Here is a 21,305-nt window from a genome sequence, read left to right on the forward strand (position 1 = left end):
CTCAGCGAAAATGCCCAACACCCTGGTCCATATCGGTCTTCAAACCCTGTTCAGCAAAGCCATCAGGCCGGGTGCCGACGTAAAATGGGTTGCCCTTGGCTGCATCATCCCCGACCTGCCCTGGATCCTCCAACGCATCGTGCGCTGGTGTGCTCCGTCAGTCGACCCCATCGATCTGCGGGCATATGTCACGATTCAGGCATCGCTCTTCTTCTGCCTGATATTCTGTGGATCCATCGCCATGCTCACCCGGCAGAAGAGGGCAATATTTCTCCTCCTCGGCGGCAACGCCCTGCTCCATCTCCTCCTCGACAGCCTGCAGATAAAGTGGGCAAACGGGGTCCATCTGCTGGCACCTTTTTCGTGGCACCTGACGTCTGCTGGGCTCCTGTGGCCGGAAAACTGGAGCACAGTCATTCTTACCCTGATCGGCGGATTGCTCCTGCTTGTCTTTGCCACCAGGGACCGTGGCCTTCCGTCTGTCTTCCAGTACAGCAACCAAGGCCTTCTGATCGCGCTGCTCCTGCTGACCGCCTACCTGACAATGCCGCTTTCCCTGCTCAACGGTCCTCTGGCCAGCAATAACCACTACATCCATACCATCAGCAACCACACCCAACGAACAGGCAAGGACATACATATCGACCGGGGCGTCTATACACCGGAAAGATCCACCATACGCCTTTTTACCGGGGAAATTTTACAGGTTACATCCATTCCGGTTGTCCAAAAAACCCGGATGTCCGTACAGGGAACGTTTCGGGACAATCATACGATAACGGTTGAGGCCTATCACCTCCACTCGCCTTTCCGCGATTACGCCTCGCTCGTCGGCCTATTTGCCACCCTCCTTATCTGGTTGCTTGCGATCTTTGTCAAAGGGGGTAAAGTAGACCCATCTCAACCCCTCTGAATTCCACCAGACAATAGCCGATCATGATCATTCGCCCGCTTATATTCCTGTTGCTTATCGCCCTACTCCCGGCTCCTCCGGTCTTGAGCCTGGAAACCGCCGCAGGGAGAGATATAACCATCACCCTGCCGGCAGAGACTGTTCTCCGCTCCCTGCAGGAGATGCTGCCGCTGGAACTCTCTCCCGAAAATGCCAACCTTACAGGGCAGATAACGTTGCAGTCCCTGGAGAGACTTTCCATTGATCACAATACCCTGTCAGTGCAGGGAGTTGTGGGCGGCAAAGACCTTTCCATGGTCACCACCATTGCCGATCAGTCCATTCGCCTCAAGCTGGGCAAGGTCCACCTGCCGGTTACCTGCGACCTGCACACCCGTTTTGATCCGCAGAAAAAACTGCTCATGGTCTCCCCCACATTTCCCGTTAAGGAGTCTTCCGCACCCGGTGCATCGGCTATTCGCCCCCTGCTTAAAGCCCTGGAGGGGAAAACCTATCCGGTGGCCCTGGATATGCTCAAGCTGCAGAACATACGCATCGGCAAACACCGCTTTCCTCTCACCATGGAACCGGTGAATATTGCAGGTCGTGACAATACCCTGATCATCAGCCTGCAACCCATACTCAAACAATAATCAACCGCACACCAAGACCTGGAGGCAAAGACAATGGACACCAACTGTCTGTTTTGCAAAATTGTGGCAGGAGAAATCCCGGCAGACACCCTGTACGAAGATGACGAGATTCTTGTTTTCCGGGATATCGCTCCCCAGGCACCGGTACACTTTCTCGTTATCCCCAAAAAACACATTCAAGGTCCCGCCGCAGTGGCCAGCGAGGATGATGCGCTTATCGGCAAACTTATGCGCATTGGCACCACCGTGGCAGCCGAACAGGGCATTGATCATTTTCGAATGGTATTCAACAATGGCGAGCAGGCTGGCCAGTCAGTCTTTCATATCCATATGCACCTACTGGGCGGTCGTAGCATGCAGTGGCCTCCCGGCTGATCCTTCAGCGATCTATTCCGGCAACATCCCGTACAGGTAATTAATGATATCTGTACGGGTGACGATGCCGATAACCTCTTTTCCCTGCTGCACCGGCAGATGGCCGATATTCTGGTTGACCATCAGTTCCGCCGCTTCACTGGCCAGCGCATCGGGTGCGATGGTAATAACCTTCCTGTTCATGAATGCTTTCACCGGGCTGGTCCACTGCCGCTCGGTCTTGAGTTTTTTCAGGTCCCAGAGCACGATAATCCCTTTTATCCCTTCGTCGTCGCTTACAACCACGCCGCGGATATGTTCCTGCTCCATGATGGCTCGCACCTGGTACATGGTTGTCTCCGGCGCCACAGTGGTAACCGGAAACGACATCATATCCGCCACCAATGCGCGACCGGCCTGCTCCTGATCAAGCATTTCCATAATCCGCTGCCGGACCTGCTCTGGTGTCATACCTGTATCACCAAGGGCTGCAGATCCTGCCCCCGGATGCCCTCCTCCGCCGAACCCCGAGAGAATGGCATGCACATTGATATCTGCCGCGCCGCTCCGGCCTATGACAAACATGGTCTTATCCGGGTTGACAAATATAACAAACACCGCATCCGCATTGATTATTTTCCGGTATAACTGCACCACAGTGGCCAGTTCCGTGTACCTGCTGATCCGCACAACCCCGATACTCACATGGTTGCCCTTGATATCGACCTCCTCGGCGTCACGCATTAAACGAAACAGCACTTTTTTCTGCGCTTCTCCATAGGCCATATTCAAAAACTCGACCGCGATCGACAGGTCCGCCCCCTGCTCAAGCAGAAAAGCCGCCACATGGGCGTCTTCCGGGGTAGTTGAGCTGAAAGTGAGTTGTCCGGTATCCTCATACAGACCCAACAGAAAAACGGTTGCCTGAAGTGGCGACAACGCTATCCTGCGCTGCTGAATTTCCTGCGTCAGGAGGGTGATCGTGGCGCCGACCTTTTTCACCCGCTGCCAATGGGGATTAATATCACCGATTCCCATGTGGTGATCCCACAGCAGTACCTCCACATCCTGTCGTTTCCTCAGCGCGTCCATCCGGTCCAGGCGGCGCCACTGGTTGGTATCGACCACAATCAGACGCTGGACCGTCTCCATATCAACTTCGTGAGGCAGGACCAGGGTGAATGCCGTCTTGTGGAGAGCGAGAAAACGCTTGACGTTGGGGTGAACGTTTTTCGGACAGACTGCGACGCAGTCAGGATAGAGAAGGGTTGCAGCCAGGATGGATGCCAGTCCGTCAAAGTCGGTATTTTTATGCGTTGTTGCTATCTGCATGCCCTGCTCAAATAAAAAAAGAAAAAACAAATCCTCTCCAGCCGGGATGCACATCCCTTCTGTATGAAGACATTACCGTTGCCACCCGGAGTGCCTGATTGGCCATTCCTCCTTTCAGTGTAAGGGGTTGAAGCAAACTGTCAAGCAAGAAGCCAGGCCCTGAGAAGCCAGCTCGTCAACCAGCTTGTTGATTGCACGGACATCTGGTAAACTGGGTCCAAGTATATTGCATGATGGACGCACATCACTATTTCTGCTATCGCTCACTCTCTATGCACCTCCAGTTGCGCTTTTTTTGACAGAGCGCACAATTTCTACCCCATTCATCAGGCAACTATGAAGCAAGCGCTTTATGACAAAAATGCATTCAAGGAAAATTGCGGCTTCGGCCTGATTGCCCACCTCCACGGCGAGGCAACCCACTCGCTGCTGCAGACAGCCATCACGGCCCTGGCCTCCATGACCCATCGCGGAGGCATTGCCGCCGACGGCCGTACCGGTGACGGGTGCGGACTGCTGATGCAGAAACCGGACGCTTTCCTCCGCACCGTGGCCGAAAATTGTTGCCAGACGCCTCTTGCGCCGCTGTACGCGGTAGGCGCAGTGATGCTCAGCCCTGATGCCGAACGTGCGGCAAACGCCAGGAAGGTACTGGAGCACGAGCTGCACGGTGAGGGACTTGAGGTTGCCGGTTGGCGTGAAGTGCCCACCAATGCGGACTGCCTGGGACCGATCGCCCTGGAGAGTCTCCCTGGCTTCTCCCATATCTTTGTCAACGGGCATGGTATTTCTCCGCAGGAAATGAACGCCAAACTGTTTTTAGCCCGCCGAAAAGCGGAAAAACAGCTCAGTGAAAATCCTGACTTCCATGTCTCCAGTCTCAGCCCATCGGTCCTCTCGTACAAAGGGCTGATGATGCCTGCCGACCTGCCGCGTTTTTTTCCTGACCTGGCAGCGCCTGAGATGACAACCGCAATCTGTGTATTTCACCAGCGGTTCTCCACCAACACCATGCCCCGGTGGCCGCTGGCACAGCCCTTTCGCCTCCTGGCGCATAATGGAGAGATCAACACCATATCGGGCAATCGAAACTGGGCGCTTGCCCGAACCCCCAAATTCCACTCTTCACTCCTGCCTGATCTGCACGCCATCACCCCGCTGGTCAACCGCAGCGGTTCAGACTCCTCCAGCCTGGACAATATGCTTGAACTGCTGATGACAGGAGGCATGGAGCTGCATCGGGCGATACGTATTCTGCTCCCCCCGGCATGGCAGAATGTCGAACACCTGGACCCCGACCTGCGTGCTTTTCATGAGTATAACTCCATGCACCTTGAACCGTGGGATGGTCCTGCCGGTCTGGTTATTACCGATGGCCGTTATGCTGTCTGCGCCCTTGACCGCAACGGTCTGCGGCCATCACGCTGGGTCCTGACCCGTGACAATATCCTCACGGTTGCTTCGGAAGTCGGTGTGTATGATTATGATCCGGCCCAGGTGGTCGCCAAAGGGCAGCTCGGACCGGGACAGATTCTCTCCGTCGACACCCAGACCGGCCGGCTCATGCACGCCAACGATGTGGACGATGAGTTGAAAAGCCGTCATCCCTACAAGCAATGGCTCAAAGACAACACCCTCCGCATTGAGGCCACGCTCGACCGGGAAGATATTGAACGGAAAATTCCTGAAGAGGAACTCCTGACAGCCATGAAACTGTTCCAGGTCACCTTTGAAGAACAGGACCAGTTACTGCGCCCCATTGCCGAAACCAGTCAGGAGGCGACGGGTTCCATGGGCGATGATACACCCATGGCGGTCCTCTCCCGCAAGCAGCGGCCCCTGTACGATTATTTCCGCCAACAGTTCGCCCAGGTAACCAACCCACCCATCGACCCCCTGCGCGAAGCGGTGGTCATGTCGCTGGAGACCTGCATCGGCCCGGAACGCTCCATCTTTGAAGAGACTGAGCAACACGCCAACCGGGTGAAGTTAAGTTCGCCGATCCTTTCTACCGGCAGCTTCAAAGCGCTGATCAACCTTGACCGATGGGGATACTCAGTGCACCGGGTAAAACTCTTTCATGACCCCATCCGGGAAGACCTGGCCGCCGCCCTCCATCGCCTGTGCGGGGAAGCGGCTGCAGCTGTCCGTGACGGGGCAGTGCTCCTGCTGCTTACCGATGACTACCACGAACCAGATCTGCTGCCTGTTCATGCGCTGCTTGCAACCGGTGCGATCCATCAGCACCTGAGCACCCTCGGCCTCCGCTGTGACACCAACCTCATCGTTGAAACCGCCACTGCACGTGATGCCCATCAGACCGCCTGTCTGCTTGGATTCGGTGCGACAGCCGTATATCCCTACCTTGGCTATTCGGTGCTCAACCACCTTCACGAAAAAGGCGACCTCAACGTCACCGTTGACCAGGCCTTTAAAAATTACCGCAAAGGAATCAACAAGGGGCTACGCAAAATCCTCTCCAAAATGGGCATATCCACAATCTCTTCCTACCGAGGGGCCCAGTTGTTTGAAATAATCGGTTTGGCCAGCGAGGTGGTGGATTGCTGCTTTTCCGGAACTCCCAGCCGTATCGAGGGAGCCGGATTTTCCGACCTGCAGGCGGACCAGGCCGCACTGGCCAGACAGGCCTTCACCCCGCAGGCTCCCATTCCACCGGGCGGTCAATTGAAGTTCATGTATGGCCAGGAGTACCATGCCTATAACCCAGACGTGGTAACAGCCCTCCACAGTGCGGTTGCCAGCGGCAGCTACGACAAGTGGCAGGAATGCGCCGACCTGATCAACGCCCGCGGTGCGGCCACCCTGCGTGACCTGTTCGTGCTTACAGACACCGCAGCTCCCCTTCCGCTGGAAGCGGTTGAACCGATCGAGGCCATTGTGCAGCGGTTCGATTCCGCGGCCATGTCCCTTGGCGCACTCTCCCCGGAAGCCCATGAGGCGCTGGCTGTTGCCATGAATACCCTCGGCGGACGCTCCAACAGCGGTGAGGGTGGTGAGGATCCGGCCAGATTCGGAACCCGGCGGGTATCCAAGATCAAGCAGATCGCCTCGGGCAGGTTTGGGGTCACCCCCCATTACCTGGTGAATGCGGAGGTGTTGCAGATCAAGATTGCCCAGGGCGCGAAACCGGGTGAAGGAGGACAGCTCCCAGGAGACAAGGTAACCGAGCTCATTGCCCGCCTTCGCTACTCTGTTCCCGGGGTGACGCTCATCTCCCCGCCGCCTCATCACGATATCTATTCCATAGAAGACCTTGCCCAGTTGATTTATGACCTGAAACAGGTCAACCCCGATGCCTTGGTTTCGGTCAAGCTCGTTTCCCGGCCGGGGGTCGGTACCATCGCCGCCGGCGTCGCCAAGGCCTATGCCGACCTGATTACCATCTCCGGCTATGACGGCGGCACCGCAGCAAGCCCCCTCTCCTCAATCCATCATGCGGGATCTCCATGGGAACTGGGATTGCGTGAAGCCCACCTGACCCTCCTGGATAACGGACTGCGCCACAAGGTCCGGCTCCAGACCGACGGCGGCCTGAAGTCAGGGCTTGATGTGATCAAGGCTGCCATCCTGGGAGCAGAAAGTTTCGGCTTCGGTACCGCTCCCATGGTTGCTCTTGGGTGCAAGTACCTCCGCATCTGTCACCTGAACAACTGCGCAACCGGGGTTGCGACCCAGCGGGAAGACCTGCGCCTTAATCATTTTCACGGCACAGTGGAACGAGCGATGCAATATTTTCGCTTCGTTGCCCAGGAAACCAGGCAATGGTTGGCGCTCCTTGGCGTCCCCTCGCTCAGCGAGCTTATCGGCCGAGTTGACCTCCTCACCCCCCAGACCGGCTCCACTGCCAAACAGCAAAAGCTCGACCTCTCCGCGCTGCTGGCCGCTCCTGCCGAGTTAACGGAAAAGCCCCAGCATTGCACGGTAGCGCGGAATCAACCCTTCGACCGAGGCGAATTGGCAGAGACCATGGTCAAACAGCTGCTGCCTGCTATCGAAACAAAGCAGGGCGGCACCTTTGCCTTCAGCCTCAACTCCCGCGATCGCTCCATCGGCGCCAGGATAAGTGGTGAGATCGCCAAACGCTACGGCAACAGCGGGATGGCAGAGCATCCTGTCAAGCTGAAACTGTCCGGCATTGCCGGCCAGAGTTTCGGTGCCTGGAATGCCGGCGGCCTGGAGCTGTACCTTGACGGCGATGCCAATGATTATGTTGGCAAGGGGATGGCCGGTGGTAAAATCGTCCTCCGTCCTCCTCACCAGTCAACCTTTTCCAGCAGGGAAGCCAGTATCGTCGGCAATACCTGTCTCTATGGCGCTACTGGCGGGAAATTCTTTGCCGCAGGGCGAGCGGGCGAACGCTTCGCCGTACGCAACTCCGGGGCGCACGCCGTCATCGAAGGCGCCGGTGACCACTGTTGTGAATATATGACCGGCGGACTGGTGGTTGTGCTGGGCGCAACAGGCACCAACTTCGGGGCCGGTATGACCGGAGGCCTTGCCTATGTGCTCGATATGGACAATACCTTTGTCGACAGGTACAACCACGAGCTGGTGGAGATACAGCGCATCCATTCCGGCTATATGGAGGAATACCGACATCACCTCCACACGGTTATTGAGGAGTTCTGCCGAGAAACCAACAGCGACTGGGGTTGGCAGCTGCTCGACGACTTTATGGACTATATTGGCCGATTCTGGATGGTTAAACCCAAAGCAGCAGATTTTGCCGGTCTCCTCGACCGACTCCGCCAGCGCGGAGAATAAACGCCCGGCTATACCCTACGTAAGGTTATGAAAAACAGACTTGATAACGCCTTCCAGTTCCTTGATGTTGAGCGCAAACTCCCACCCAAGGTGAGCATGATCACCCGCAAGACCGCTTTCCGGGAAATCTACGAGGAAGTGCCGTTACAACACGTACAGCAGCAGGCACACCGTTGCATTGAGTGCGGCAACCCCTACTGTGAATGGAAATGTCCGGTCCACAACTATATTCCCAATTGGCTCAAATTGCTGGCCGAGGGGCGAATAGAGGAAGCGGCCGAGCTTTGTCACCAGACCAACACCCTCCCTGAGGTCTGCGGTCGGGTCTGCCCTCAGGACAGGCTCTGCGAAGAAGCCTGCACCCTCAATGACGGCTTTGGGGCCGTGACTATCGGCAATGTGGAAAAATACATTACCGAACTCGCCCTGGAAAAGGGCTGGCGGCCCGACATGTCCCATGTACAGTGGACGGATAAGCGAGTAGCAGTCATCGGTGCCGGACCGGCAGGCCTGGGCTGTGCGGATGTACTGGCCCGTAACGGGGTGCATCCGGTTGTTTTTGATCGCCACCCTGAAATCGGCGGGTTGCTGACCTTTGGTATTCCGGAATTCAAATTGGAAAAAAAAGTGCTCCAGCGGCGCCGGGAAATTTTCACCGGGATGGGGATCAATTTTCAACTCAATACCGAAATCGGTCGAGATGTGTCCTTTGAGGAACTGCTACTCGACTACGACGCTCTCTTTCTCGGCATGGGGACCTATCAACCAATCAGCGGAAACCTGGAAGGTGAGCGGCTGAACGGAGTGTATGAGGCGTTGGATTTTCTTATCGGCAATATCTGTCATCATCATGGATATGCCGACCATAGAGCCCAATTTATTGATACAGCCGGACGCGATGTCCTCGTCCTGGGAGGTGGAGACACGGCAATGGACTGCTGTCGTACTGCCCTTCGTCAGGGGGCAAGGAGCGTTACCTGCGCTTATCGACGGGATGAAAGCAATATGCCGGGTTCACGCAGGGAAGTGGTCAATGCCAGGGAAGAAGGGGTAACCTTCCTGTTCAATCGGCAACCCATGGCTATCAAAGGCCAGGACAGAGTGGAAGGGGTGGAGCTGGTCACCACTGAACTTGGAGAGGCCGACGAATCCGGTCGCCGACGGCCTATTATCCTACCTCACAGCCAAGAAACACTGAAAGCGGACATTGTTGTCATTGCCTTTGGGTACCGCCCCAACCCGCCGGAATGGTTGAAACGCAATGGCATCCACACCAACAGCTGGGGAGGCATTGAGGCCACCGAATCAAGCGATTGTCCCATGCAGACCAGCCACCCCCAGGTGTTTGCCGGCGGCGACATGGTCAGAGGTTCTGACCTGGTGGTAACAGCTATCTGGGAAGGCAGGCAGGCAGCTGCCGGTATCCTGAGGTTTCTGCAGCGTTAAAAGAAAAAAGCGAACCAGAGAGGTCCGTTCCAAAGGCATTGACCGGCAGCTTTAGAGTTCGATGATACCTTCTTGGTTGTTATCTACCAGAGAAGGCAGCAGACTCTGCACTTCTTCCTCAGTCCATTCGGGCTGACCGGAGAGGGTGGCGACATTGATGTGATTGAGGCCCCGGGCAATTTCAGCATAACTCTTTCCGCGCTGGCGGAGCCTGAAAACTGAATCCGACAGCTCCTCCCTGCTGAAGCTTTTCTTGCCAGCCCCGCGAGGTGCCGACGAATGCTCTGCATCCATACCTATTGACAGCCCACCATCGCCGGCTTCCGGCTTGTATTCCAGCTGCAAGCCAACCATCATTCGCATAAGATCGTCAATCTGACGGTCCCGGCGTGCCAGCTGACCGCGCATATCCTCCAACTGTTCCTTAAGCAGTTGAATCTGTTCCTTATACACTTCGAGCAACTCGTCAAGGTAATCATTGGCCGCCGCCTGACTGGTTGATGCAGGCGGCAGGCTTTCGGTGGAGCTGCCTGCCGCTGTTTGCCCGGCTGGCGGTGCAGCGGCTCTTCCTTCCTGGCCGTAGGTCGCGAGCAACTGGCGCCCTTCGTGCCATCGTGTAAGGTCAACCTGGCGGAACCGGACTTCCTGCTTCCCGGTTACCGGGTTGAGTACCATCTTGTAGGGTAACCCTTTCTTTCTGTACCTGCTGATGGTTTTGGTGGATACATTGAGATAATCGGCAGCCTGTTTTTGGGTTACCTGAAAATCGCTCTCACTCATTCACCGCCCCTTTTACGCTCAGATTGACTCGTTTACTGTTCTTTATCAAACAAGTTAACCCCAGAATGAAGAATCCTGCAATCTTATCTTGGCCGCGAACGGCAAGAACAGGCAGGCAGCCTCTCATAGAAAAAATGCACTGTCCGGTCAATCGCCTACTTGCATGTCCTCTTTTTCCAGCTCACGCCCTGTCGCGGCCACGGTCTCCAGGAGGTGTTCCACCTCTTGTCGACCGACACTCACATTGGTGATCAACAGCCTGAATGCCAGTTCCCCATCCACATACCCCGTGCCAATCAACGCCCGCTCTTTCTCCTGCATCCGGTTTCGCAGGCGGATGGTAAAATCCTCAGACACCACCCCCGCGGGAACGGTATATCGAAAACAGACATTAAACGACTCCCGGGGCACCACCATTTCCAGATGCTCGGACCGATTGATGCAAAGTTCCGCATATGTACACAACTCCAGGTATTCCTCTACGCGCTTGGCCAGGCCATCTTTTCCATAAAACTTCCAGTCAAGAAACCATTTCAGCGCATCTACCCTTCTTCCGCATTGCAGCGATTGACTGCCCAGGTCTCGTATTTCGCCATGAGCACCCTCGCGAAAAATATAGCTCTCATCGCCGGCACTGCAGATTTCCCGAAGAATTTTTGGCCGTCGATTAAAAAGGAGCACATTACACATCAGGCTGGTGCCCAGCATCTTGTGGAAATCCAATGTAAACGAGTCCGCCTTTTCCACATGCGGAAGAAATCGAGCCCGCAGCCTGTCACTCATCAGGGCAGCGCCACCCCAGGCACCATCCACATGGAGCCAGAAGCCGTACTTGTCGCGCAACGTCAATAGCGGTTCCAAGGCATCGTAAGCCCCTCGTACGGTTGTCCCGGCTGTAGCTGCAACAAAAAACGGCACGGCCTGTTGGTCGGCAACCTGCTCCAGCCTGGCCTCCAGTTCTGCGGGATCCATTCGACCATGGCCATCGGTTGCTATTTTCATTAAATTCTCTGTGCCGATGCCAAGAATAGCTGCCGCGCGATCCATGGAGTAATGGGCATCCTTATTCACAAAGGCGCAGAGTCGAGGGCGGCCATACAGTCCCTTTTTTTTCGAGGAAGGACAGGCACGATGCCTTGCCGCCATCATGACGATCATGTTGGCATTGCTGGAACCGGTAGTCATCTGCCCCACCCCGTTTTCAAAACCGACAAGATCAAGCATTTCCTGGAACATGTACTGTTCCATCAGGGTAGACACAGGGGCCGTTTCAAAGGTGCATGCCGAAGTGTTGGTGACAGCTGTAACAATCTCACCAACAATGGAGGGCAGGTTGGCTCCGGCCCACATTCGATTGACATAGCCGGGATTGGCGGTCTTTACCGCATAGGCGAGGTAGGTCTCCACCCAGTAAAAAAGCTGTTGCCAATCGCCTTCGCTTCGTTCCTCCAACCCGAGCAATGGCTTGAGCTCAGCTGGTTCATGATAAGCGACAAACGAACCGCTGGTCAGCTCCCTGTGGTATCGATCAATGATATGAAAAAGATGATGCAACACATTTTCAGGTTCCATGGTTTACCTGGTACTCCCCCTCAGCAGATGCCTGCAAGCACGGTATGTGAGCTGATCATCCAGCAGATTACAGCCCGCTGAAGAGCCACATACCCTCTCTGTTGTCCATTCCCGCTGCTACGGCCTATACTACAGGCACTGAGGATTATCGAACAGAAAGTGCTATTTGAAGCAAATTATTTATGCAAAGGAAAAAAAGCGAGAGATTACAGCGTGGGTGGGGAGATCAGGAATTACTATGATCAATATGCACCATTCCTTCCAACAGCAGATGATCAACCCGCTCATTAATCAACAGCTGTTCCTCATCAGGCAGCTGGTCAATATAGAAAAGAAAGGTCCCTTCCCTCCAGGAGAGCACATCGAAAAATGCCTCTTTGACCTGTCGATTGAGCGAAGACGTCAGGTTATCGGGAAGGATATATCCCTTCTGAATCAGGATATGCCCTAATCGTTGCTGGCGTCCACCCTCCCGATGAATAACCAGGCATTCTTCGAGTTCTTCCAGGGTGATCTGCTGCTCGGCCAAAAGTAATTCGCCGATCTTTTTCTGGTTGGTATCCAGCATGCCGAAAACCAGCATCCCCTTATCAAAATAAAAACACCCGCTGTTGGCTGCAGAGACGACCTCCAACTCCCCGGTGAGCCCGGCATGGTCAATCATTTGAAAGATATCATCAATGGGGATGGCTGCCATATCTCCCTGGAGAGCTACGTTGCCTGCCTTTTGCTCCAGTGAGGAGTCTTGCTCCCGCACTTCTGCACTCTCTGCAGATGGATACCCTTTAAATTTAAACAATGTCTGGAAGACGGATTTCATGGCCTCTGATGTTTGAAGATACAACGTGCTGCGCCTTACCTACAGTCTCTCATCCAAGGAAAAGATGTCAAGACTTTTTTCTTCGAATACAGGGGAATATACTCTCCATTACTGGAGGAGCCCAGGTGGCGGAAACCCTGATTCGTGGCTATTATTGTTACATTGTTTTTCTTTCTCTCTACGATGCTTATGGACTTTTTACAATTTCGCATTCGAGCGCATTCAATGCTGGCCGACACCCACTGGGTGCCAATCAAAGCCGGAACCAACCTTTTGCTTTGCCAATATCAACGGGTGGCCGAGGCTGCCCTGGAATACCTACAGACCATTCGTCCGGCAACCGCTGCTCAGCTGGAGGTTCTCGGTCACCGAGCCCAAAAGAAAACAACCTACCAAGGACATACCAGGCGCGTGGTGGCCGGGAAAAAGACGGCAGCATTTGCTCTTTTTGCCGCAGATGCTCAACTGGTCGCCGAGGTGGCTGCCATTGACGAAGCACTCTATGAGCTTGATCGCATCGAACTGGGCCGTCGCCTGGATGGCAGCCGTTGGATGAACTTCGTGGAACTCTCCAGTTCAGCCAGATGGAGCGAAATCAGTCATGACCTCATGACCCTGCTGGACAAACTCCCGCCAACCTGTCCGGCCCCCTTAGTGCAACCGGTAAAAACCGCCCTTGAAGAACACAAACCAACCGATCGGCTGCGTCGAGGGACGGATGCGCTGCTTATCGATCAGCTGCAGGCACTCTCCCCCCATGTTCCTCAAAACGAAAACCACCACCTTCAGACAATTCTGCACCTGGTGGAACGTTCTCACCGATTCACCCGTGCCCGGGACCGGATTTTTCCACAGGTGCCCCGATTTCTCCATCTCACTGGTTCGGCAATTGAAAACACGCATGGACAGCCGCTCTGGTTGCCATCATCCCCGCTGCCCCCGCTGGACAAGGAAGATCCCGATTCCCTGGTTCCGGCGCTCAATCAAATACTGGAGAAGCTCTTTGCTTCTCCAGGTGTGCAGTTCCACCCTAACGGAGACCGTACAGGAATGGCAATGGAAAGGGTCAAGTCGGTCAATGGTCAACCACACAAGCTGCCGGCCGTGGTCCAAGGACTGGCAGCGTTCTACTCGCACCTTGACGGACAACTCCCCCTGTTCCTGATAAACGGCTACAACCTCTCCGATGACTGCCTTCAGCAGACGGTATTCCAGCTCCAGCAACTCTCTGCGGCCCGCAGCCTTGTGGCGATCCACCCGGACCAGCATGAGGCATGCAGACACATTCTCTCTCCCCACTCGACCCTCACCGATGATGCATGGAGCTACTCCAGCGGCATAGGGTGAATTCTCGCCCGTAATCCTTCTTTCAGCGAAGTGTTATCGAGGAAATTAAAAGAAAAAATCCGAAAAATATGCTACAAGGACACAGCAGAGTCTCCTTGGATTCCTTCTCTCATTTATTGCTGCCCTGCTCATTACCAAAAGCGGGCAGGTACTCTTATTCACTGGTATACGATGAAACAACTGGAAATTGTAAACATTCTCGGCAGTCCTCGAAAAAACGGGACCTCAGCGCGTATTGCCAAGGCATTTACCGAGACCGCCTCGCAACGGGGAGCAACCGTCAAGGACTATTATCTCAATGGACTGCAGTACAGAGGATGCCAAGGCTGTGAAGGATGCCACACCCGGTCAGACAAGTGTATACTCCGTGATGATGCCACACCTATCCTGGAAGATCTCTACACCGCCGACATCACCGTTTTTTCTTCACCTATCTACTTCGGAGATACCTCCGGACAATTCAAGTCCTTTTACGATCGAATGTGGTCGCTCATACGACCCGAATACATTACCGATCCTCATGACGCCAGTCGCCTGCCTGGTGGGAAAACCGCCATACTCATCCTCTCCCAGGTCGACAAACGTGTTGCCCATGAAGATGTTCTCCAACGATATACAATGTACCTGAAACTTTACGGTTACCGGGTACATACTATCCTTGCTGCCGGCCTCGACCTCCAACCAAATACAGATGTCAGCACGTATGCCTACCAGGCGGAGCAGCTGGCCCGCGAGCTGGTACTGTAAACACGCCTTCCCGAGTCAGCCAAGGCTTCCGATCGGAGGAGCCCCCCTTTTGAGGGACTAATTGCAGCCTTTCACTTTGATGTCGGCTCGATTCCCCGGCCCCAGGGGAATACCGCATGCATCGCTGCCATCCTCGGGAATATCCGAGACAACCATACGCTTTAACGGCACCACCAGGGGACTGGTAATAAATCTGGCCGTCGTTCCCACCAATCCCCCTGTCTTGATGCCAAACCCAATGTCATCAAAGCTGCCGCTAATCCTGAGCGGAGTGGCAAGACTGAAAAATTCCGGTCTCTTGGGCTTGGGAGCAACCGACAGGTCAACCGTCTGTTGCCCAAAATCGACCTTCCCTTTCCCGCAAATCCGTATTTTACTGGTATCAATAAAAAACACATCCGGACGTAAGACACCGTCCGTGACCGTCCACCGCCCGACCGCACAGTTAATCTGCGACTGCTGCTCCTCTGTACTTGATACGATAGCTGCAATCAGGTTAACCGCCCAAAGGTCGATAATGCCTGCGGCCAGGTTGTCCAGATGGCCGGAGAAATCAAAATATCCATTCCCATGGGCAAATAACTGGTCCAGGCTTCCCGCGGAAGCCTGTAAGTCGACGTCAAGATTGACGAGCCCTTCCATTTTTGCCTCGGGCTTTTGGCGACGAACCAGGATGCCGATATCGAAATTTCGCATAACCGCCCGCAAAGAGGCTTTCGACTGCTCATAGCCAGGCTTGAGTGATGCCGACATCTCGATCTCTCCACCTGGAACCTGTAGACGAAGAGGTTCAATCGCCAGGCGGCCATCATGCACACCGGCGTTAAGGGAACCATTGCCCAAGGTATCTTCCCCTGAAAGAACCTGCTCAGCCGAAATGGTCAATGCAACTTCCACATCGTCCAGCACCTCTGGGTCCAGGAGTTTTCGTACCGCGCCTCCTTGTTTTTGTTCTTTGGCTGCTTCTTGTTCCTCAACCTGTTTTTCCGGTTGCTGTGCCTCTTCCCCTTCCTCATCCTCTGCTGCTTTCCACGACCAGTCTGGAAAATCAAAATCATCCAGTTGAACCTGGGGAGAATGGAGGGCGAGTTTCGCCGTTAACTTATCCCCCCGGGTTAAAGTAGCCTTTCCATTGAGGCTGCTTGCACCGGTTTTTACAGTCAGGTTATTGAGGTCAAATCGCTCTTCCTGCAGAACGAGGTCGGTGGCTACCATGTAATCGGCCAGCGGAGGCAAATCGAGGTTGAGCAGAGGATTAAGGCTGCTTAATCGCTCTCCCTGAACAGCCACCTTGAGCGCCAATGCACGATGCGCCTTGGCAGTATTCACATTGCCGCTAAAATCAAGACGTGTGCGCGCAAGCTCGGCGGTAATTTCCATCCAGCTGCTATTGGTGGTCAGCAGCTCCTCCAACGAGGCCACAGAGGCCTTGATCGTATAGGGATAATTGAGCAGCTCCCCATGCATATCCAGCTGCAGGGGGGAACCGGGGCGCATTACGCCATTGCACTCCTGGAGTTTCAGCGTAGAGGGCTCCTTGTGGTGGGGCGTGTAATGGGTGAGGACAATGTCATCAAAACGAAGCTTCTCCACTACAATGGAATCCCCAGCCAATGTGGTCGGAGGAGAATCCTTGGCAGACTCTGCTGCGGGCTGTTTGGGCTTTGGTTCCTCTTTTCCGCCCTTCCCTTCTTTGCCAAAGGTCCAATTGACGTTTCCCTGAGCGTTCTCTTCCAACGTCACCTGCAGCTGCTGCACCCGCACTTCGGGAAGATGCAGCTTTTTTTGCAGCAGGGGCAGCAATGCCACTTGAATGCGGGCATGGTCAAGGGAGAGGAAATGCCTTTGTGCAAAGCCTTCAGGGTTATGAATGCGGAGCCCTTTGAGGGTGAAGACCGGTTTGAGGGAAGTGGAAATACTGATGGATTGCTCGATCGTTACCGGCCGGTTCAGGGCATTGGAGACAAGTTTTTCCACCGGTTCTTTCAAGGTGGTCAGATTGATGGGAATCTGTAGAAAAATAACCGCTGCCAAAAGTATCAACACGCAGAGCAGCAGCCCGATAAGACTTCTGAAAAACCAGCGAAAAAACGTTTTCATCCTCTCTTCCCTCCCTGATAGACTACTGAAAAAAAGATAGATTAACCGTTGCCAGCTCACCAACCGGGGTTGGCCTTCTCCACCTGACCAGCGCTCTGACGACCCAGCTCTCCCCTCCGAGGCTGCAGCCTTTGCTCAAAACTGAATCAGTAGCAGCGGAGAGTCAGCGCTATATCATTTATCTGTTCCTTGAAAGCATCCGTAGCGTTTTTGAACGCTCACTGATTCAGGTCAAAAACATTCCAGCACCTGGTGATTGAACTGCACTTCTTTGACCACTCCCTTAGGGCGCTTTTTTCTTTCTCCGAGGTCAGGCGGATCGTAGGTTATATGTTCATAATCGATACAACTGAGCAAGTGCTTGATGCAGTTGAGCCGTGCTTTCTTTTTACTATCAGCCCGGACCTGATACCACCGGGCATGTTTGGTGTCGGTTGCGCGTATCATTCGCTCGTAGGCAGCGGTATAATCCCACCACCGCTGATAGGATTCCACGTCCATGGGACTTAGCTTCCATTGGCGCAAAGGATCACTCACTCGCTTGCGAAATCGCTTTTCCTGCCCATTTGGGGAGACATCAAAAAAAGACTTGATAAGGATGATGCCGGCCTCAACCAGGTAGTGTTCAAACGACGGTATATTATTTATGAAATTTTCCTAGTCTTGATCCAACCATTTTACGCAAGCAGCGGGTCCTTCTTGTGGGGTCTTCCCCAATAGCAAAGGGCGAAATCCGGCAGCCCGCCACAGACCATGCCTCTGTTTATCCTTAAGCATGACAGAGAAGGCATGCCACCTCAAAAAGCTCGTTATATCAGGGAGTAAATAAATTAAAAAACGACCTCCCAACCGACAAAGGGCCTGACAGGGCTACATTTCCTTTGTACTTTGTGCAGAGACAAAAAAAACAGGATAAACAGCGCAAGCGTTGTCTATCCTGTTTTGTCTTCCGACGGTCTATGGAAAATATTAAGCAAGCATTTCCACTTTACCGCTATGCAGATCGTAAAAACCTGCAACAACCCGTACTTTCCCACTCGCCACCAGGTCAGCCACGTAGGGCTCCGACTCCGCAATTCTGGTGGCCATATTCTTTGCCAGTTCCATGGAGGCATTGTTCACCAGATGACCGTCCTGTCCCTTGACCTTTTTGATGGCCGCATCAATCGGTGGGGTCAAGCTGGCAATATGGCCTCCAAGACGTGCACCACCGGCAACGGCTCCAACCGCTCCACAGCTTGTATGTCCCAGCACCATCACCAGCGGGCAATGAAGGTGGGATACCGCATACTCAATACTCCCCAGGATCTGATCATTGACAATGTTACCAGCTACCCGCAAGACAAAGAGATCCCCCAGCCCCTGATCAAAAATATCCACTGGTGGGACGCGTGAATCTGCACACGTAAGGATACATGCAATCGGCTCCTGCCCCTCCACCAATCTTTCTCGTGATTCTTCACAATGGTTGGGATGCTCAAGCGTACAGGAAAGAAAACGACGATTTCCTTCCAACAACATTTCCAAGGCCTCATCAGCGGTGGGCCGTTTTTCTACCTGCTCCATCTCTACACCTCTCTTGCATATCAGTATCAGTTCAAGTTGTGCTACAGCGGATTCTGGCTATATACACAATGTAGGGGCGAAAACAAAGAAAAAGAATAAAAAAAATAGATGATTCTGTTAAGAAAAACCTATACAGACGTTTTCTTACCCTTCCCCCACGCCCTTTGACCTCATGCTAATAAATCATTATAATGGACAACAGTTATCTTGGTATCCTTGAGGATGCTCCGCATTAACTCTCTTTCCCTGACTCACTATGCGTTACGAAGGCCCGATTTACAGACCTCCCAGTGAAGCTGACTCCCTGCTGATTCAGGCAACTGTCGGCTGTCCCCATAACCAATGCACCTTCTGCATGGTCTATAAAAACGGCCCTCCCTTCCGGGTACGTCCGGCAAAGGAAATCCTGGAAGACCTGGAACAGGCGGCCATCGATTACGGAACAGCAGTAACCAGCCTGTTTTTCCCTGCAGGCAATACCATAGCCATGCCCGGCCGCGACCTGGCAACCATCTGCAGATCCGCCTACCAGCTCCTCCCCCGACTGGAACGTATCACTGTATATGGTTCCTTCCAGTATCTCCACGCCAAAGGGCCGGAAAAATTACGCCAACTGGCAGAAGCAGGGTTATCCCGCATCCATGTCGGGCTGGAGACAGGCGACGACCAGCTGTTGCAGCAGATCTGCAAAGGTACCTGCAGCACTCAGCAGATGGAGGCTGGAAGATGGGTTATCGAAGCTGGCATCGAACTGAGCCTGTACGTCCTGCTCGGTATTGGCGGCACAGCCCGCTCCGCTGAGCATGCAGAAGCCACAGCCAGAGTGCTCAATGCGATTGCACCCGATTTTACCCGGCTACGTACGCTGCTCCCCAAAGCGAACACTCCCCTGTTAAACGATATCCACGCTGGGGCCTTTACCCTCCTTGGCCCCCACCAGATATTGCACGAAACCAGACAGTTGCTCAGCGACCTGCATGCGACAACATATCTCACCAGTGACCATTATACCAACTACATCAACCTGGAAGGTCGCCTGCCAATGGCCGCAGAGAGATTGATCAAGGAAATCGACCAGGCTCTGCTCAGGCCGGAAGACACCTTCCGCCCGATATACATCGGCACCCAATAGGAGCTATCGCCGCAACAGGTGCAGTTCCTCCCTTTAAATACTTATACATAGAACACTGATATGTTACGTCCCAGCCAACCGCTGGCAGAACGGATTCGGCCGCAGACCCTGGATCAATATAGAGGCCAGGAACATCTGGTGGGGCCCAACGGTCCACTGAGAAAAATGCTGGAATCGGGCAACCTTTCCTCCTCCATTCTCTGGGGTCCGCCCGGTGTAGGAAAAACCACGCTTGCCTACATCATGGCCAAACAGTTGAATCGTCACTTTCACACTCTTTCAGCTGTCCATTCGGGGGTAAAAGACGTCCGTGCCGTCATCGCCAAAGCAGAGCAGCAGAAGGTGCTGTACACCCCAAGCCCGATTCTCTTTATCGATGAAATTCACCGATTCAGCAAATCACAACAGGACTCTCTACTCAATGCGGTGGAAAGGGGAACCGTGGTCCTCATCGGAGCAACCACGGAGAACCCCTCCTTTGAAATCATCTCCCCCCTGCTCTCACGGTGCCAGGTCTATGTCCTCAAAGCATTGGAAAAGACCGAACTGAAGGGTCTACTGGAGTATGCCGTTACCGCTGACACCATCCTCAAAAAAACAACAGTTACCTTTGAGGAAATGGATGCACTGATCAACTTCTCCGGTGGTGACGCCCGCAAACTGCTCAATATACTTGAGCTGGTCATCAATGCACACGATGCTGAGGAAATCGCCATTACCAATGAGCTGGTCGCAAACGTACTGCAGGAAAATCCCTCCCTCTATGACAAGGATGGCGAACAACACTATGACATTGCCTCGGCGCTGATCAAGTCCATTCGGGGCAGCGATCCTGACGCTGCCGTATACTGGCTTGCACGAATGCTGACAGGAGGCGAAGCCCCCCGATTCATCGCCCGCCGCCTGGTCATTTCCGCCAGTGAGGACATCGGCCTTGCCAATCCCAATGCCCTGCTGCTAGCGACCTCCTGTTTTGAAGCGGTCTCCCGGGTAGGGATGCCGGAATCACGAATCATCCTCTCGGAGACCGCCATTTACCTGGCAACCTCCCCCAAAAGCAATGCCGCCTACCTGGCGATTGATAAGGCCATGGCCCTGGTACGTGAAACCGGCAACCTTCCGGTGCCACTGCATCTGCGAAATGCCCCGACTCGCCTGATGAAGGAGCTGGGGTACAGTAAAGGGTACAAATATCCCCATGATTATCCTGGCAATTTTATCGCTCAACAATACCTTCCAGACGACATTCTCCATCATCGGTTCTACCAGCCTCAGGAAACGCCGGCAGAAGTGACCATCATGGAGCGCCTCTCCTACTGGTGGAAGCGAAAATATCGCTGACCAGCTATACAGCCCAGAAGTAGGGAATCAGGAATGCAGTTGTGCAGGGAGAGTTGAAGGAGCAGCTTATGACTTCGTCTGTGCCCAAGCCTTGCCGCAAACGGATCTGCTAGTGGGAAAAGCAAGGATGATCCTGGGGGGAGACAATGTTTGAGGGAAATGTAGCGCAGACCAGGAAAAAGGAGACGCAACAGGTGGATGGAATGCAGCTGGAAACAAAAAAAAGGTTCAGCCACACGGCTGAACCTTTTTTTTGTATATGGAGCGGGAAACGAGATTCGAACTCGCGACTTCAACCTTGGCAAGGTTACACTCTACCACTGAGTTATTCCCGCTCATCAACGTTCCTTCTGAATAGGTCGGGGAGTGTACCCGACCTTCCTTCAGGTGTCAACAGCTAATCATACGCTCATTGTCACTCCACAGATTTGCACACCC

The 21,305-nt window shown here is 54.0% G+C and carries 16 protein-coding genes and 1 tRNA gene; 9 read left to right on the plus strand and 8 right to left on the minus strand.

The genetic code is table 11. From position 1 onward, the window contains the following. Positions 1–10 precede the first annotated feature (10 nt). From ACZ52Z_RS11590 to ACZ52Z_RS11600, 3 genes are read left to right on the plus strand one after another with little or no spacing between them, the layout of a single operon-like run. A complete protein-coding gene (locus tag ACZ52Z_RS11590) occupies positions 11–913 on the plus strand; it encodes a hypothetical protein (RefSeq protein ID WP_464266948.1) in 903 nt (300 codons plus the stop codon). 23 nt (positions 914–936) lie between these two features. Beyond that, positions 937–1,545: a hypothetical protein gene (locus tag ACZ52Z_RS11595; protein WP_464266949.1), complete on the plus strand. Its 609-nt coding sequence runs from the start codon at positions 937–939 to the stop codon at positions 1,543–1,545. A 33-nt stretch (positions 1,546–1,578) separates the two neighbouring features. Further along, positions 1,579–1,920, plus strand: a complete 342-nt coding sequence (locus tag ACZ52Z_RS11600) for a histidine triad nucleotide-binding protein (RefSeq protein ID WP_464266950.1) — start codon at positions 1,579–1,581, stop codon at positions 1,918–1,920. A 12-nt stretch (positions 1,921–1,932) separates the two neighbouring features. Here the strand turns inward: ACZ52Z_RS11600 and ACZ52Z_RS11605 are convergent, their stop codons facing one another. Beyond that, the gene (locus ACZ52Z_RS11605) at positions 1,933–3,231 is read right to left on the minus strand and encodes a CBS domain-containing protein (RefSeq protein WP_464266951.1); all 1,299 of its coding nucleotides are present in this window, start codon (positions 3,229–3,231) and stop codon (positions 1,933–1,935) included. Between the two features lie 336 nt (positions 3,232–3,567). Here ACZ52Z_RS11605 and gltB point away from each other — a divergent pair, with 336 nt between their 5' ends. Together gltB and ACZ52Z_RS11615 are read left to right on the plus strand one after the other, a co-directional pair. Then, positions 3,568–8,016, plus strand: coding sequence for a glutamate synthase large subunit (gene gltB, locus ACZ52Z_RS11610; RefSeq protein WP_464266952.1), 4,449 nt, complete (start codon positions 3,568–3,570; stop codon positions 8,014–8,016). A 27-nt stretch (positions 8,017–8,043) separates the two neighbouring features. Continuing rightward, positions 8,044–9,462 carry an FAD-dependent oxidoreductase gene (locus tag ACZ52Z_RS11615; protein ID WP_464266953.1) on the plus strand — a complete coding sequence of 473 codons (1,419 nt, stop codon included), beginning with the start codon at positions 8,044–8,046 and terminating at the stop codon, positions 9,460–9,462. 51 nt (positions 9,463–9,513) lie between these two features. On the opposite strand, the gene ACZ52Z_RS11620 is transcribed toward ACZ52Z_RS11615, so the two are convergent. The 3 genes from ACZ52Z_RS11620 to ACZ52Z_RS11630 all read right to left on the minus strand — a co-directional run bounded on the left by ACZ52Z_RS11620 (position 9,514) and on the right by ACZ52Z_RS11630 (position 12,634). Continuing rightward, complete coding sequence (locus tag ACZ52Z_RS11620; RefSeq protein ID WP_464266954.1) at positions 9,514–10,242, minus strand: helix-turn-helix domain-containing protein; 729 nt, start codon at positions 10,240–10,242, stop codon at positions 9,514–9,516. A gap of 147 nt (positions 10,243–10,389) precedes the next feature. Next, the gene (locus ACZ52Z_RS11625; protein WP_464266955.1) at positions 10,390–11,814 is read right to left on the minus strand and encodes a pyridoxal phosphate-dependent decarboxylase family protein; all 1,425 of its coding nucleotides are present in this window, start codon (positions 11,812–11,814) and stop codon (positions 10,390–10,392) included. 226 nt (positions 11,815–12,040) lie between these two features. Continuing rightward, positions 12,041–12,634, minus strand: coding sequence for a DUF4388 domain-containing protein (locus tag ACZ52Z_RS11630; RefSeq protein ID WP_464266956.1), 594 nt, complete (start codon positions 12,632–12,634; stop codon positions 12,041–12,043). A 144-nt stretch (positions 12,635–12,778) separates the two neighbouring features. Here ACZ52Z_RS11630 and ACZ52Z_RS11635 point away from each other — a divergent pair, with 144 nt between their 5' ends. Further along, positions 12,779–13,981 carry a hypothetical protein gene (locus tag ACZ52Z_RS11635; RefSeq protein WP_464266957.1) on the plus strand — a complete coding sequence of 401 codons (1,203 nt, stop codon included), beginning with the start codon at positions 12,779–12,781 and terminating at the stop codon, positions 13,979–13,981. Positions 13,982–14,152: 171 nt separating this feature from the next. Beyond that, positions 14,153–14,728 carry a flavodoxin family protein gene (locus tag ACZ52Z_RS11640; RefSeq protein WP_464266958.1) on the plus strand — a complete coding sequence of 192 codons (576 nt, stop codon included), beginning with the start codon at positions 14,153–14,155 and terminating at the stop codon, positions 14,726–14,728. 57 nt (positions 14,729–14,785) lie between these two features. Here the strand turns inward: ACZ52Z_RS11640 and ACZ52Z_RS11645 are convergent, their stop codons facing one another. The 3 genes from ACZ52Z_RS11645 to ACZ52Z_RS11655 all read right to left on the minus strand — a co-directional run bounded on the left by ACZ52Z_RS11645 (position 14,786) and on the right by ACZ52Z_RS11655 (position 18,394). Then, positions 14,786–16,828 (minus strand): AsmA family protein, encoded by a 2,043-nt coding sequence (locus ACZ52Z_RS11645; protein ID WP_464266959.1) that lies wholly within the window; start codon positions 16,826–16,828, stop codon positions 14,786–14,788. Between the two features lie 231 nt (positions 16,829–17,059). Further along, the gene (locus tag ACZ52Z_RS11650) at positions 17,060–17,476 is read right to left on the minus strand and encodes a polyphosphate kinase 2 family protein (protein ID WP_464270787.1); all 417 of its coding nucleotides are present in this window, start codon (positions 17,474–17,476) and stop codon (positions 17,060–17,062) included. A gap of 321 nt (positions 17,477–17,797) precedes the next feature. Beyond that, a complete protein-coding gene (locus ACZ52Z_RS11655) occupies positions 17,798–18,394 on the minus strand; it encodes a carbonic anhydrase (RefSeq protein ID WP_464266960.1) in 597 nt (198 codons plus the stop codon). Positions 18,395–18,650: 256 nt separating this feature from the next. Between ACZ52Z_RS11655 and ACZ52Z_RS11660 the strand changes: the two genes are divergently transcribed. Continuing rightward, positions 18,651–19,526 (plus strand): radical SAM protein, encoded by an 876-nt coding sequence (locus ACZ52Z_RS11660; protein WP_464266961.1) that lies wholly within the window; start codon positions 18,651–18,653, stop codon positions 19,524–19,526. 60 nt (positions 19,527–19,586) lie between these two features. Beyond that, on the plus strand, positions 19,587–20,867 hold the full coding sequence (locus ACZ52Z_RS11665; protein WP_464266962.1) for a replication-associated recombination protein A: 1,281 nt from the start codon (positions 19,587–19,589) through the stop codon (positions 20,865–20,867). A gap of 260 nt (positions 20,868–21,127) precedes the next feature. Here the strand turns inward: ACZ52Z_RS11665 and ACZ52Z_RS11670 are convergent. Then, positions 21,128–21,202, minus strand: a tRNA-Gly gene (locus ACZ52Z_RS11670). Positions 21,203–21,305: the final 103 nt, after the last annotated feature.

Source organism: Desulfogranum aggregans (assembly GCF_055398265.1).

What these genes read in the sequence shown, in the direction of transcription:
- ACZ52Z_RS11590 (WP_464266948.1), top strand. Translation starts at nt 11, where the DNA reads ATGCCCAACACCCTGGTCCATATCGGTCTTCAAACCCTGTTCAGCAAA.
- ACZ52Z_RS11595 (WP_464266949.1), top strand. Translation starts at nt 937, where the DNA reads ATGATCATTCGCCCGCTTATATTCCTGTTGCTTATCGCCCTACTCCCG.
- ACZ52Z_RS11600 (WP_464266950.1), top strand. Translation starts at nt 1,579, where the DNA reads ATGGACACCAACTGTCTGTTTTGCAAAATTGTGGCAGGAGAAATCCCG.
- ACZ52Z_RS11605 (WP_464266951.1), bottom strand. Translation starts at nt 3,231, where the DNA reads ATGCAGATAGCAACAACGCATAAAAATACCGACTTTGACGGACTGGCA.
- gltB (WP_464266952.1), top strand. Translation starts at nt 3,568, where the DNA reads ATGAAGCAAGCGCTTTATGACAAAAATGCATTCAAGGAAAATTGCGGC.
- ACZ52Z_RS11615 (WP_464266953.1), top strand. Translation starts at nt 8,044, where the DNA reads ATGAAAAACAGACTTGATAACGCCTTCCAGTTCCTTGATGTTGAGCGC.
- ACZ52Z_RS11620 (WP_464266954.1), bottom strand. Translation starts at nt 10,242, where the DNA reads ATGAGTGAGAGCGATTTTCAGGTAACCCAAAAACAGGCTGCCGATTAT.
- ACZ52Z_RS11625 (WP_464266955.1), bottom strand. Translation starts at nt 11,814, where the DNA reads ATGGAACCTGAAAATGTGTTGCATCATCTTTTTCATATCATTGATCGA.
- ACZ52Z_RS11630 (WP_464266956.1), bottom strand. Translation starts at nt 12,634, where the DNA reads ATGAAATCCGTCTTCCAGACATTGTTTAAATTTAAAGGGTATCCATCT.
- ACZ52Z_RS11640 (WP_464266958.1), top strand. Translation starts at nt 14,153, where the DNA reads ATGAAACAACTGGAAATTGTAAACATTCTCGGCAGTCCTCGAAAAAAC.
- ACZ52Z_RS11645 (WP_464266959.1), bottom strand. Translation starts at nt 16,828, where the DNA reads ATGAAAACGTTTTTTCGCTGGTTTTTCAGAAGTCTTATCGGGCTGCTG.
- ACZ52Z_RS11655 (WP_464266960.1), bottom strand. Translation starts at nt 18,394, where the DNA reads ATGGAGCAGGTAGAAAAACGGCCCACCGCTGATGAGGCCTTGGAAATG.
- ACZ52Z_RS11660 (WP_464266961.1), top strand. Translation starts at nt 18,651, where the DNA reads ATGCGTTACGAAGGCCCGATTTACAGACCTCCCAGTGAAGCTGACTCC.
- ACZ52Z_RS11665 (WP_464266962.1), top strand. Translation starts at nt 19,587, where the DNA reads ATGTTACGTCCCAGCCAACCGCTGGCAGAACGGATTCGGCCGCAGACC.